The sequence below is a fragment of the Burkholderia sp. SJZ089 genome, assembly GCF_007828315.1.
GTDB classification, from domain to species: domain Bacteria; phylum Pseudomonadota; class Gammaproteobacteria; order Burkholderiales; family Burkholderiaceae; genus Burkholderia; species Burkholderia gladioli.
This window is the reverse complement of the sequence record NZ_VIUM01000008.1, coordinates 238,717-251,715: the sequence shown is the minus strand read 5'-3', so window position 1 is coordinate 251,715 and position 12,999 is coordinate 238,717. Positions and strand designations below refer to the sequence as shown.

At 70.3% G+C, this 12,999-nt stretch carries 13 protein-coding genes; 8 read left to right on the top strand and 5 right to left on the bottom strand.

Annotated elements, in window-relative coordinates:
- Positions 1 to 251 precede the first annotated feature (251 nt).
- Genes FB600_RS17265 through FB600_RS17250 form a run of 4 tightly spaced genes read left to right on the top strand, consistent with a single transcriptional unit; the run spans position 252 to position 4,785 of the window.
- Positions 252 to 1,400, top strand: coding sequence for a porin (locus FB600_RS17265; RefSeq protein WP_096751636.1), 1,149 nt, complete (start codon positions 252 to 254; stop codon positions 1,398 to 1,400).
- Positions 1,401 to 1,410: 10 nt separating this feature from the next.
- Entirely contained in the window at positions 1,411 to 2,106 is a 696-nt protein-coding gene (locus tag FB600_RS17260) for an ABC transporter ATP-binding protein (protein WP_186115352.1), read from the top strand.
- A 1-nt stretch (position 2,107) separates the two neighbouring features.
- Positions 2,108 to 3,073, top strand: coding sequence for an ABC transporter substrate-binding protein (locus FB600_RS17255; protein WP_046580637.1), 966 nt, complete (start codon positions 2,108 to 2,110; stop codon positions 3,071 to 3,073).
- Complete coding sequence (locus tag FB600_RS17250; protein ID WP_222432925.1) at positions 3,073 to 4,785, top strand: ABC transporter permease; 1,713 nt, start codon at positions 3,073 to 3,075, stop codon at positions 4,783 to 4,785. Before FB600_RS17255 ends, FB600_RS17250 begins: the two co-directional genes overlap by 1 nt.
- A gap of 85 nt (positions 4,786 to 4,870) precedes the next feature.
- On the opposite strand, the gene FB600_RS17245 is transcribed toward FB600_RS17250, so the two are convergent.
- The 3 genes from FB600_RS17245 to FB600_RS17235 all read right to left on the bottom strand — a co-directional run bounded on the left by FB600_RS17245 (position 4,871) and on the right by FB600_RS17235 (position 7,014).
- A complete protein-coding gene (locus tag FB600_RS17245) occupies positions 4,871 to 5,743 on the bottom strand; it encodes a hypothetical protein (RefSeq protein WP_145757135.1) in 873 nt (290 codons plus the stop codon).
- Positions 5,744 to 5,905: 162 nt separating this feature from the next.
- Complete coding sequence (locus tag FB600_RS17240; protein ID WP_157693251.1) at positions 5,906 to 6,559, bottom strand: glutathione S-transferase C-terminal domain-containing protein; 654 nt, start codon at positions 6,557 to 6,559, stop codon at positions 5,906 to 5,908.
- Between the two features lie 26 nt (positions 6,560 to 6,585).
- The gene (locus FB600_RS17235) at positions 6,586 to 7,014 is read right to left on the bottom strand and encodes an ACT domain-containing protein (RefSeq protein ID WP_103692744.1); all 429 of its coding nucleotides are present in this window, start codon (positions 7,012 to 7,014) and stop codon (positions 6,586 to 6,588) included.
- A gap of 193 nt (positions 7,015 to 7,207) precedes the next feature.
- Here FB600_RS17235 and FB600_RS17230 point away from each other — a divergent pair, with 193 nt between their 5' ends.
- Positions 7,208 to 8,116 carry an XAC2610-related protein gene (locus FB600_RS17230; protein ID WP_145757134.1) on the top strand — a complete coding sequence of 303 codons (909 nt, stop codon included), beginning with the start codon at positions 7,208 to 7,210 and terminating at the stop codon, positions 8,114 to 8,116.
- A gap of 25 nt (positions 8,117 to 8,141) precedes the next feature.
- Here the strand turns inward: FB600_RS17230 and FB600_RS17225 are convergent, their stop codons facing one another.
- Positions 8,142 to 8,465, bottom strand: a complete 324-nt coding sequence (locus FB600_RS17225) for a hypothetical protein (RefSeq protein ID WP_227742807.1) — start codon at positions 8,463 to 8,465, stop codon at positions 8,142 to 8,144.
- Between the two features lie 80 nt (positions 8,466 to 8,545).
- Complete coding sequence (locus FB600_RS17220; RefSeq protein WP_046580634.1) at positions 8,546 to 9,469, bottom strand: LysR family transcriptional regulator; 924 nt, start codon at positions 9,467 to 9,469, stop codon at positions 8,546 to 8,548.
- A 145-nt stretch (positions 9,470 to 9,614) separates the two neighbouring features.
- Between FB600_RS17220 and FB600_RS17215 the strand changes: the two genes are divergently transcribed.
- The 3 genes from FB600_RS17215 to FB600_RS17205 all read left to right on the top strand — a co-directional run bounded on the left by FB600_RS17215 (position 9,615) and on the right by FB600_RS17205 (position 12,992).
- Positions 9,615 to 10,838 (top strand): MFS transporter, encoded by a 1,224-nt coding sequence (locus FB600_RS17215; RefSeq protein WP_175427817.1) that lies wholly within the window; start codon positions 9,615 to 9,617, stop codon positions 10,836 to 10,838.
- A gap of 13 nt (positions 10,839 to 10,851) precedes the next feature.
- Complete coding sequence (locus FB600_RS17210; RefSeq protein ID WP_047838141.1) at positions 10,852 to 11,151, top strand: ArsR/SmtB family transcription factor; 300 nt, start codon at positions 10,852 to 10,854, stop codon at positions 11,149 to 11,151.
- 251 nt (positions 11,152 to 11,402) lie between these two features.
- Entirely contained in the window at positions 11,403 to 12,992 is a 1,590-nt protein-coding gene (locus tag FB600_RS17205) for an MFS transporter (protein ID WP_098153012.1), read from the top strand.
- Positions 12,993 to 12,999 lie beyond the last annotated feature (7 nt).

Sequence of the window (12,999 nt, the reverse complement as noted above, 5' to 3'; positions counted from 1 at the left end):
GGCGCCGCATCGGTCCAGCCGGCCGATGCGCCCTGAGCGCACCGCCGGACGCCCGAGCTTCTACTCGCGCCCCTGCCTCGGCACGCCAATGTGCTCGCGGCACCGACAAATCAGCTTCGCCAGCCACGATCGCGCCGCCGCTGCAGCGCAAAGCCCCCTGCCTCGCTAGCCCCCCCTCCTGCCTGTCACGAACCTGACTTGCCCGCCACTTACAGTGGCGGCTCGATTGAATCCCAAAGAGGACAAAACTCGTGAACCACTCCTATCGCATCGCGGCGGTAGGCGCGTGCCTGGCCGCCTGTGCCGGCATGCCCGCCCACGCCCGCGCGGATGAAACGCCAAGTGCCGCCGGCACCTCGGTGACCCTCTACGGTATCCTCGATACCGGTCTCGAATATCTCGACAACGCCGCTTCCTCGAAAGGCACCACGCACAGCGTGACGCGCCTGAGCTCGGGCAACATGTCCGGCTCGCGCTGGGGCATCACCGGCCGCGAGGACCTGGGCGGCGGCACGCGCGCCTTCTTCCTGCTCGAGAGCGGCATCAACATCGATACCGGCGCCTCGCTGCAGGGCGGCCGCGAATTCGGCCGACTCGCCTACGTCGGCATCGCCGACGAGCGGCTCGGCACCGTCTCGCTGGGTCGCCAGGGCGGCCTGTTCCTCGACTGGGTCAGCGAATACAACCCGCTCAAGAACGCCGTCTACGCGATCAAGATGCAGGATCCGGCCTTCTCCGACCGGCTCGACAACACGGTGCGCTACGAGAAGCGCTTCGGCGGCCTGAGCGCGATCGCCCAGTACAGCTTCGGCTACGACAGCGTCACCTACGGCGCGCAACCGGCCGGCGACACCCGCTACGCGCGCGTGATCGAGGCCGGCCTGCGCTACAAGCACGGCCCGTTCAGCGCGACCCTGGTGTACGACCAGAAGAACGGCGGCAGCACCAGCCCGACGGCGGCCCACACCACCAAGGCCGGCGGCTACGAGGGCGACATGGACCGCCGCATCGGCGTGGCCGCGAGCTACAGGTTCTCCAGCGTCACCACCTACGCGGGCTACCGCTACCTCGATTCGCACGCGGTGCACCTGAGCACGCTGTCGAGCTCGCCGGTCGAGGCCAGCAGCCTCTACTGGCTCGGCTCGACCTGGTACGCGCAGCCGGACCTGGCCTTCTCCGGCACCGCGATGTACCAGAACTTCTATGGCAACTCGCGCGATCCGTGGTCGTTCCAGGTCGATGCGGACTACTTCCTGTCCAAGCGCACCGACCTCTACCTGAACCTCGGCTACGTGCTGAACCGCAACGGCTCGAACCTCGGCCTGAACGGCTTCGGCACCGACGTGGTGGCCGGCAAGAACCAGTTCGGCCTGATGGCGGGCATCCGCCACAAGTTCTGAAGGAGTCCGCATGAACCAGGGCACGCGCGTCTCGATCCGCCTGCGCGGCTTGCGCCAGCGCTTCGGCGCGCACACCGTCCTCGACGGGATCGACCTCGACGTGTCGGCCGGCACCACGCTCGCGCTGCTGGGGCCCTCGGGCTGCGGCAAGAGCACCTTGCTGAAGCTGCTGGCAGGTCTGCTGCAGCCCGACGAGGGGGCCGTGCAGTTCGGCGACCAGATCGTCGCCGAGCCCGGCCATTGCCTGCCGCCCGAGGCGCGCGAGCTCGGCATGGTGTTCCAGGACTACGCGCTGTGGCCGCACCTGACGGTGGCCGGCAATGTCGCCTTCCCGCTGGAGATGCGCCGCGTGCCGCGCGCCGAGCGCGCCGCCGCGGTGGCGCAGGCGCTGGAGCGCGTCGGCCTCGGCGGGTTCGGCGCGCGCCGCCCCTCGGCGCTGTCGGGCGGCCAGCAGCAGCGCGTCGCGCTCGCGCGCGCGATCGTGGCGCGCCCGCGCGTGCTGCTGTTCGACGAGCCGCTGTCCAACCTCGACCCGCCACTGCGTGCCTCGCTCGCCCTCGAGATCCGCGAGCTGCTGGCCCAGCTCGGCACCACCGCCGTCTACGTCACGCACGATCGCGCCGAGGCCGACACGCTGGCCCACCGCATCGTCGAGCTGGCCCAGGGGCGCGTGGCGCGGGTCACCCAAAATTCATGGAGCCGGTAGTATGCTCACCACCCTTTCCAAGACCGTCCTTACCCTCACGCTGGCCTTCGGGCTTTCCCAATCCGTGCACGCTCTCACCGTCTATACCGCCGGCCCCGGCAATCTCAGCAAGAAACTCGCGCAAGGCTTCGAGCGCAAGACCGGCATCAAGGTCGACCTGTTCCAGGCCACCACCGGCAAACTGATGGCCCGCGTCGAGGCCGAAGCCAGCAATCCGCACGCCGACGTGCTGATCTCGGCCTCCTGGGATACCGCCCAGGATCTCGACCAGCGCGGCTGGCTGGCGCCCTGCACCAGCCCGAACGCCGCCCACGTGCCGCCGATGTTCAAGACGCCGAACTACGTGGCGCAGGGCATCTCGGCGCTCGGCATCGTCTGGAACACGCGCACCGGCAAGCCCGAGCCGCACGACTGGAAGGATCTCGCCGCGCCCGCCTATCGCGACCAGGTGAGCACGCCGAACCCGGCGCTCTCGGGCGCCTCGCTCGACCTGCTGCTGGGCCTGCAGGACCGCCTCGGCGAAGCGGCCTGGCGCCTGTTCGACAGCCTGCACCGCAACGGCATGGTGGTGCTCGGCCCGAACGCGCAGGCCATCAACCCGGTGCTGCAGGGCGCGAAGTCGGCGGTGTTCGGCGCGGTGGACTACGTCGCCTACGGCGCGGCCGCCACCGGCGAATCGGTCAAGGTGATCTTCCCGAGCAGCGGCACGGTGATCGCGCCGCGCCCGATGATGATCTTCAAGACCTCGAAGGCACCGGCCGACGCGCGCGCCTTCGTCGACTACGTGCTGTCCGACGAGGGCCAGCAGATCGTGGCGGCCGCCTACCTGATCCCGGCACGCGACGACGTGAAGTCGCCCCGCCCCGGCCTGAAGGATCTCAAGCTGCTGCCGATCGACGACGGCAGCAACAAGACCTCGCGCGCCGAGGTGCTCAAGCGCTTCAACGCCCTGTTCGGCGAGCACTGATGGCTACCGCGCTCGCGCGACGCGCCGCCCGGCCGGGCGCGCGGGGCTCGGGCCGCGCCGGCTGCCTGGCCGGCCTCGGCGCCCTGCTCGCCGCGCTCGCGCTGCTGGTCGCCCTGCCGGTGGCCTTCGTCGGCCTGCAGGCGATCTTCCCGGCCCTCAACCAGGGCTCGTTCGCGCATTCCTTCGCGGCCGTCAGGGCCACCCTCGACGAGGCCGGCACCTGGCCGCTGCTCGGCAACACGCTGCGCTTCGGGCTGGCGGTGGCGGCCGGCAGCCTCGCGCTGGGCGTGCCGCTCGGCGCGCTGCGCGCCCTGGTGCGCCTGCCCGGCGCGCGGCTCTGGGACCTGCTGTTCCTGGCGCCGTTCCTGATTCCCCCCTACCTCGGCGCGCTCGGCTGGATGTTGCTGCTGCAACCCAACGGCTATCTGCAGCAACTGGTGGGCATCGAACTGGGCGGCTTCCTGTTCTCGTTTCCCGGCATCGCCACGGCGATGACGCTGAGCGTGTTCCCGGTGGTCTACTTCTCGGTGTCGCGCGCGATGATGCAGACCGGCGGGCGACTGGCCCAGGTCGCGCGCGTGTGCGGGGCCACGCCCTGGCGCGCCTTCCTGCGCGTGACGCTGCCGCTGGCCGCGCCGGCCATCGCCGCCAGCGCGCTGCTGGCCTTCACCATGGCGATCGAGGAGTTCGGGATTCCCTCGGCGCTCGGCGCGCGGGCCGGCTTCAGCCTGCTGGTCACCTCGATCGAGGCGCGCTTCTCCGACTGGCCGATCGACCTGCCCGGCGCGGCCGTGCTCTCCAGCCTGCTGGCGCTGACCGCCTTGCTCGCCTTTTACGCGCAGCGGCGCCTGCTGGCGGGACGCGATTTCGACACGCACAACGGCAAGCCGGTGAGCGTCGAGCCCGCCGAGCCGGGCCGCTGGCGCCTGCCGATCCTGCTGCTGTTCGCGCTGGTGGCGACCGGCACCAGCGTCGCGCCGATCGCCGCCATCATCGCCACCGCCTTCCTGCGCACCTTGTCGGGCGGCCTGCACGCGGCCAACCTGACGCTCGCGCATTTCGGCGCGATCACCTCGGCCGGCGACGGCGCCGGCGCGCTCGGCACCAGCCTCGCGCTGGCCGCCGGCACCGCGCTGCTGACCGGCGTGCTCGGTTTCCTGTGCGCCTGGGTGGTGGTCAAGACGCGCACGCCGGGACGCGCCGCGCTCGACGCGCTCACCCTGCTGCCGCACGCGATGCCCGGCATCGTGATCGGCGTGGGCCTGATCCTGGCCTGGAACCTGCCGTTCTGGCCCGTCACGCCCTACAACAGCTGGGTGATCCTGCTGCTCTCCTATGCCTGCCTGCTGCTGCCCTACCCGGTGCGCTACGCGAGCGCGGCGCTGCGGCAGATCGGCGGCAGTCTCGAGGCGGCGGCACGCGTGCACGGCGCCACGCCCGCGCGCGTGCTGTGGCGCATCGTGCTGCCGCTCGCGGCGGCGCCGCTGGCCGCCTCGATGATGATCGTGTTCGCGGTGGCCTCGCGCGAACTGGTCACCTCGCTGCTGCTCGCGCCCAGCGGCGTGCAGACCGCCTCGGTGTTCATCTGGCAGCAGTTCGAGCAGGGCTCGATCGGCGACGGCATGGCGATGGGCACGCTGATGCTGCTGATCAGCGGCGTGCTGCTGGCGCTGGCCTCGCGCTGGACCAAGCGGCTCGACACGCTGCACTGAGCCTGCCGAATGAAAAACCGCGCCGCACGCTCACGCGTACCGGCGCGGTGTGCTGCGGACAACCAGGCTGGCGCCTGGCCGCCGCTTACTTGCCGCTGCAGAAGCTCGGCTGGTACTGGTAGACCCAGGCGGTCTTGGTCGAGCTCGGCGACTGCACCCAGTTCGTCATGCCCTGGATGGTGTTGAAGATCAGTTGCGAGCGCGAGCTCACCTTGTCGGTGAACACGCCATCGTCGTCGACGTCGACCTCGAAGGAGATCTCCGCCAGCGCCGGCGTGCTCGAACCGTTCGCATACCAGACCGTCATGGTGAAGTCGGCGTCTTCCTGGCCGAGATCGCTGGTCGGGCCGTCGAAGGTCAGCTCGTGGATCGACAGGCCGCTCACCGGCACCAGCGCCTGGCCGCCGATGCTGTCGAAGGTCTTGGTGGTGGGGAACAGGTCCTTGATGTCGCTGAGCTTGTTGATGTTCTTCGAGCTCGACAGCGGCTCGCTGGTCGAATGCGAGAAGGTCTCCCTGGCCGGCGGCGTGATGTCGTCCTCGAGCTTGGTCTTGGCCTTCGACGAGCTGCCGCTCACGTCGGTATTGGCCGAGGTGGCCTGGCTCGCCGAGCCGAACTTCAGCTCGATGTCGAGGCTGCCGCTCTCGTTGCGCTGGCGCATCGAGTAACCGGCCGTCTTCACCGCGCAGTTGCCGGCCGTGTCGTAGTAGAGCACGCCGCGGTCGTGATCGGCCGCGAAGCTCTTCTTGATGCTGCTGTCGAAGCCGTTGGCGGCGAGGCTGGCCTTCAGGTCGGTGAGGAAGCGGTTGGCGGCATCGGCCGGCGCGCTCTGGAAGGCCTGCGGATTCAGCAGGACCTTGTATTCGCGGCTGCCGACGCTCGGGGTGCCCGCGTGGGCGAGCTGGGACGCGGCGAACAACGCCAGCGCCGCTGCATGATGCAATCTGATCTTTGTCATTTCGGTGCTCATGAGTGGAGGGATGCGACACTTCGCCGCTCGGCGAAGCCCTCACAAGTTAGCGCTGCGAAATGACGTGGCGGTGAAGCGAATGTGTCGGTTCGACGTGCGGCGCGCAGGAGGGGCGATGGCCTCGTTCGTGCGCGCCGCTCGATGCAACGATCAGCTTGCCGGATGCGCGTCGCGCAGGCTGCCGACGAAGGGCTCGCGCGTGCCGGGCGCGGTGGCCGTCATGCTCGGGCGCGCGGCCCAGGTCGCGAGCCAGGCCGCGAGTGCCGGGCGCGCTTCGCGCCAGTCGCGCGCATAACGGAAGTCGGTGTATTCGAGCGCGACCGCCACGGCGATCTGCGTGCCCGAGGGCAGCCCGCCGGCTTCATCGCCAAATGCGTCGCCGAGCTCATCGCGGCGCGCATCGATCGCATCGAGCGAGCGCAGGATCCGCGCCTCCAGCTTCGCCAGGTAGCCGTCGTCCTGGCGCGCGGCTTCGCGCAGCGATTCGACGCGACGCGCCAGCACTGCCTCCATCAAGCCATCGGCGAGCGACAGCATCGACAGCGCGGCCGCATCGCCGACACGCACCAGCGGCGCCTGCTCGTGCAGCGTATCGAGATGGAGCAGGATCGCCATGCTGTCGTAGACGCCCGCGCGCTCCGACAACACCAGCGTCGGGATCTGCCAGAGCGGATTGAACGGCGCGAGCGGCTGCGGCGCCTTCATGTCGACGAACTGCTCGGCCACCTCCAGCCCGCGCTCGAGCGCGGCGACGACCACCTTGCGGCCGAACGGCGAGGTCGCATCGGTCATGATCTTCAGCATCTTCATTTCTCCGGGGTCGGTCAGGTTCAGGCCGCGCTTGCCGGGCCGGCGTCCAGCGCGAGGCAGCGGATCGCGTCGATCGCCTCGTGGCGGCGCGCCCACTGCACGAATACGTGATCGTGGTAGTAGCCCGACATCACGTTGGCGCTGATGCCTTCGCGCGCGAGCGCGGTGGCGACGGTCGCGATGAAGCCGACCGCCTCCAGCGAGGAATGGATCTGCAGCGTGATCCTGGCCCATTCGCCGGCGGCCTGCAGGCCGCACTCGCGCGCCGTCTCCAGCGGCAGGATCAGGGTGCGCCCCTCGCGTTCGTCGAAGCTGCAGATGCAGCCGGCCGGCGTGCCCGGCGTATCGCAGGGCACCGTGCAGAAGGTGTAGATCACCTCGTCGAGCAGCGGATCGATGCCGCTCAACAGGCGTTGCAGGTCGGTCTGGCCTTCGGGGGCTCGGTTCATGGCGTGGGCTCGTGCCTCATGGGGAAAGGGCCGCGCGGCACGCGGCCGGCCGGCGCGGCGGACCGTCATGATGCAACGAATCGCCCACGCTTGCCGAGCGAGTTCGCGGCAGCGGCCCCGCATTGCGAAGGCCGCCCGGCCATGGCATGCTCGCCGCCATCCCGACCATCGGCGCATCGGCGCCGCCTCCACGATGCGCATCCCCGAATCGCGACACGCCCTGGCTCCCGCCCTGTCGATGCTGCTGGCCGGCTGCCTGCTCGGCGCGGCCGTGCCGGCCTCGGCCGCCAAGCCGCTGCTGGCGGTCAAGGTCGACGCGAGCGCCACCGCCACCGTCACACGCGCCGACGGCAATCACGTGCTGGTGCGCCTGTCGCCCGACAACACCACGCAGAAGCTGGAGGTCGGCGTCAGCGACGAGGATGGCAACACGCAATACGGCTCGGGCGACTACAACTTCGACGGCCACCAGGACCTGGCCTTCTCGGCCACGCTGGGGATGGTCAACGAGCGCTACCAGGTCTACCTGTTCGATGCGGCCAGCCGCCGTTTCGTGCCGCTCGGGCTCGCGCCCGGCAGCGACAGGCTCGGCAACTGCGGCGATCTCACCAACCTCGACGCGAAGCCGGCCGAGCACACGCTCTACAGCTCCTGCCGCGGCGGCCCGATCTGGTACACCGATGCCTATCGCTACCGCGCCGACGGCGTGCTCTACCTGTACCAGGCGAGCCGCGAGCTGCCGCAGGAGGTGCAGGACCTGGTGGACGGCAAGCCCGACGACGGCCCCGCCTCGCTGCTGGTCAGCCATGACGCGAGCGGCAAGGTGATCGACCACAAGCCGCAGGCCTATGGCGGCGGCGAGGCGGGCATGATGGTGGCGGTGCCGAGGCTGGCGCTGCACGAGAGCCCGCACGAGGGGCCGACGCGCCGCTACGTGGTGGCGGGCGACAAGCTCGCGCTGGTGGGCGCGAACGACGCGATGACCTGGCTGCAGGTGCGTTTCAGCAATCCGCGCGCGGGCGCGATCGTCGGCTGGATCAAGGTGAGCGAGGCGAGCGCGCCGGCCCAGGCCGCTGCCGCCAGCGGCACGACGCAGCCCTGAGGCGGGCCGCCGACCCGAGCGAACCCTAGCGGGCCGCCGCGACGTGATAGGGCGTCGGCCGCCCCGCCGCCTGCCAGAGCGCGATCGCGCGTGCCACGCGCGCATCCACCTCGGCCAGCGGCGCCGGCTGCGAATCGCCGTTCAGAAAATACCCGTGCCAGTTGCCGTCGGCATCGCGCACCGCCAGCGGCAGGATCGCCGAGCCGCGCATCAGCGGGCTGACCGCCTCGTGCAGATCCCTGAAGTTCGGCCGCGTGGTCTGGATCACCGTGATCTCGCCGTTCTCGAGATCGCGGCAGATCGCATCCACGTCCACCGGGTCCGCGTGGAAATCGATCTTCATCGTCATGGCAGCCCCGCCCCGGATAGCCAAGGAGCTTTGTAGTCTAGTCGGCGATCGGCCGCCCACCAAGATCGATCAGGCGGCGCTCAGCGCGGCGCGCCGGCCGCCGTCGTCAATCCCGCGAGGCGTTCGCGCAGCCGCGGTGCAACAAAATCGAGGAAGGCACGCAGCTTCAGCGGCATCGGCGCCTGCCCCTTGTGCACCAGGCTGACCGGCAGCGGCCGTGCCTCGAAACCGTCGAGCACCACTTCCAGCGCGCCCTCGCGCAGCGCCGTCTCGACCTGGTAGGACAGCACGCGGATCAGCCCGACGCCGAGCACGGCCGCATCGATCGCGGCCTCGGCCGTGTTCACCGCGAAACGCGAGTGCACCGGCACCGTCAGCTCGCCCGTGCCTGCCTCGAACACCCAGGCGCGCCGCGAGGCCAGCACCTCGAAGCTGATGCAGGGGTGATTCGCCAGGTCGGCGGGTTCGGCCGGCGCGCCGTGCGCGGCCAGATAGGCCGGGCTCGCGCAGATCACGCGGCGCACGCTGCCCACGCGCACGGCCATCAGGCTGCTGTCGGGCAGCTCGCCGATCCGCAGCGCCACGTCGATCTGCTCCTCCATCAGGTGGGCGACGCGATCGGTCAGCACCAGGCGCACGTCGATCTCGGGATAGTGGGCGAGGAAGGCCGCCACCGCCGGCACGATGTGCAGGCGCCCGAACACGATCGGCGCGGTGACGATCAACTCGCCGCGCGGCGCCGCGTATTCGCCGGTGGCGGCGCGCTCGGTTTCCGCGATGTCGTCGAGGATGCGCCGGCAGCCGGCCACATAGGATTCGCCGGCCTCGGTCAGCGATAGCTGGCGCGTCGTGCGATGCAGCAAGCGCGTGTTCAGGTAGGCCTCGAGTTCCGCGATCTTGCGGCTCACGGTGGCCAGCGGAATGTCCAGCCGGCGCGCCGCGGCCGACATGCTGCCGGCATCGACCACCGCCACCAGCAAGGACATCGACTCGAGCCGATTCATGCTGCCTCTCGAATTCTGGAAAGATGATTCCAGATTCTGTTGGATTATCTTCCCACGATCAAGTCGGTAGGCTGGCCTCCCATCATCGCGCCCGCGGCATCCGCCGCCGGTGACGACGACGAATTCGCCAGGAAAGGAAGCTGCCATGAACGATTTGCCCATCGCCGCCGGCACCCCGCGCGCCGCGCCGGCCACGCCCGCGCCCCCCGCTCCCCCCGCCGCCTCGCGCGGCAAGATCATCACGATGGCCGCCATCGCCGGCGCGGTGGTGACCAACATCTACTGCACCCAGCCGATCCTGCCGCTGATCGCGCAGGGCCTGCATGCCGAGGCGGCCTCCGCCGACCTGGTGGCCGGCGCGGCCCTGCTCGGCTTCGCCACCGGGCTGGCGCTGCTGCTGCCGCTCGGCGACCGCTACGACCGGCGCAAGCTGGTGCTCGGCCAGATCGCGCTGGCCTTCGTCCTCGCGCTCGCCGCGGCGCTCGCGCCGAACCTCGGCTCGCTGATCGGCGCCGCCTTCGGGCTCGGCGTCGTCAGTTGCGTGCCCCAGCAACTGGTGCCGTTCGCGGCCGTGATGTCGGCGCCCTCGCAGCGCGGCCGCAATGTCGGCACGGTGGTCACCGGCATCATGGTCGGCATCCTGCTCGGCCGCGCGGTCAGCGGCGTGATCGCCGCGCGCTACGGCTGGCGCGCCGTGTACGCGGTGGAAGCCGCCGCGATGGTGCCGGTGGGCCTCGCCGCGGCCTGGCTGCTGCCGCGCGGCGTGCCGAGCACCACGCTCGGCTACGGCCGGCTGCTCGCCTCGCTCTGGCCGCTGGCGCGCGACCATCGCCCGATCCGTGAATCGATGCTGGTGCAGGCGCTGCTGTGGGCCGCCTTCAATGCCTTCTGGGTCAACCTCGCGGCCCTGCTCGCCGAAGGGCCCTGGCATCTCGGCAGCGCCTGGGCCGGCGGCTTCGGCATCATCGGCGCGGCCGGCGCGATGGCGGCCACCATCGGCGGCCGCGCCTCGGACCGGATCGGCACGCGGCGCGTGATCGGCCTGAGCATCGCGATCGTCACCGCCGCCTATCTGGTGCTGGCCGGCGCGGGCAGCTCGCTCGCCCTGCTGGTGATCGGCGTGGTGGTGCTCGACATCGGCGTGCAGGCCGGCCTGGTGGCGAACCAGACGCGCGCCTTCGCCGCCGACCCGAAGGCGCAGGGGCGCATCAACAGCCTCTACATGACGGCCACCTTCGTGGGCGGCGCGCTCGGCGCCATCGCGAGCGGCGCGTTGATGGCCCGCTTCGCCTGGCACGGCGTGGTCGCGTTCGGCATCGCGGCGGGGCTGGCCGCCGCGCTCGTGCATCTCCGCATAGGCCGTCGCTGAGGCAAACCCCGTCATGATCGACCTCAACCTCGCCCACAAGGCACTCGCGCATCCGTTTCGCCGGGACGTGCTGCGCTGGCTGAAGTCGCCCGACGCGTTGGTGGCTTCGGCGCGCCTGCATTCGTGTCATGGTGCGCCGCTGTCGGCCATCGTGGCGCGCAGCGGATTATCGCAATCGACCGTCTCGGCCCATGTCGCGCTGTTGCGCGAGGCGGGGCTGGTGATCGCCACACCGGTCGGCCAGTGGATCTTCGTGGCACGCGACGATGCGGCCATCGCCGATTTCGTGGCCCGGGTCGCCAGTGATCTCTGAGCGTCGCGCCGTAGCGATTCTGCTTCCGGCACCGATGCAAGCGCAGCGCCGCACGCGAATCCGTCCGCGCATTTTCACGCCCAACCACTTCCATTTTTCGAGATGATGATTCCCGATCGCAAGCAATTATCGTCGAATCCTGAAGAATGTATCGTGCTTTCACGGTCGCGATTTCGTGACCACGAGCCGGCAGCCACACGACAATCCGGCTCCACCTGGCCCTCTCGAAACCTCCGGAAGCGTCCGACATCATGAACACCGCCTCCTCACCCCCCTTCGCCGGCTCGCCTGCGCAGGACAGCCCCGCCGCACCGCCGGCCGCGGCCCCGATCCTCACGCCGCGCCTCGCAACCGGGCTGGTCGGGATGCTGCTGGCATCCCTGCTGGCGATCCTCAACGAACAGGTCACCGCCGTCGCGATGGCCGACATCCGCGGCGCCTTCTCGATCGGCTACGACGACGGCAGTTGGCTCACCGCGCTGTTCGAAGCGGCCAACGTGGCCACCATGGTGTTCGCGCCGTGGTTCGGCATCACCTTCACGCTCAAGCGCTTCACCATCGGCGCGGTGCTGGCCACCCTGCTGCTGGGCTTGATGTCTCCGTTCGCGCCAGGCTTCGACACCCTGCTCGCGCTGCGTGTGCTGCAAGGTATCGCGGGTGGCTGCCTGCCGCCGATGCTGATCATCGTCGCGCTGCGCTACCTGCCGCCCAAGGCGAAGCTGTACGGGCTGGCCGGTTACGCGATGACGGCCACCTTCGGGCCCGCGCTGGGCACGCCGCTCGCGGCGCTCTGGACCGAGTTCGTCGACTGGCGCCTGGTGTTCTGGCAGATCGTGCCGCTCGGGCTGGCCTGCTGCGCGGCGATCGCCTACGGCCTGCCCAACGACACGCCGAAGCCGGAGCGGCTGCACGCCTTCAACTGGTCCGGATTCCTGAGCGGCTTTCCGGCCGTGGCGATGCTGGTGATCGCCCTGCTGCAGGGCGAGCGCCTCGACTGGCTCGAGTCGCCGGCGATCCGCGCGCTGCTGGCCGGCGGCCTCGGCCTGCTGGCGATCTTCCTGGTCAACGAGTGGTTCCATCCGCTGCCGTTCTTCCGGCTGCAACTGATGGCGCGGCGCAACTTCACGCACGGCCTGCTGACGCTGGCGGGTGCGGTGATCCTGCTGACCGCCGTGGCCGCGATCCCCGGCCGCTACCTGGCCGGCGTGCACGGTTACCGCCCGCTGCAGAGCGCCCCGCTGTCGCTGCTGGTAGCCGTGCCGCTGCTGTTGAGCCTGCCGCTGACCGCCGCCGTGCTGAACCTGCGCCGCGTCGATTCGCGTTGGGTGCTGGGCGCCGGCTGCCTGTTGATGATGGCCAGCTGCCTGGCCGGCAGCCGACTCAGCGGCGTATGGATCCGCGACGATTTCTACTGGCTTCAGTCGCTGCAGATCCTCGCGCAGCCGATGCTGATCCTGCCGATCCTGATGGGTGTCACCACCGGCCTGCCGCCCACCGAGGGGCCGTTCGCCTCGGCGATGTTCAACTCGCTGAAGACCTTCTCGGCGGCGCTGGCCACCAGCCTGCTCGACACGCTGGGCAGCGCGCGCGAGCACCTGCATTCGAACCGCCTGGTGGACCAGTTCGGCAACCGCGCGCAACAGCTCGGGAGCGACGGACTCGATGGCGCGGCGGGCCTCGCCCCGCTCGCGCACCGGCTGCACGAGCAGGCACAGGTGCTGGCCTCGGCCGACCTGTACCGGCTGGCCGCCTGCGTCGCCCTGGCCTTGCTGCTGCTGGTTCCGCTGCTGCCGACCCGCATCGCGCCGCCCTGGGCCCCGCAACCTCCTTCCTCGCACTGAGAGACGA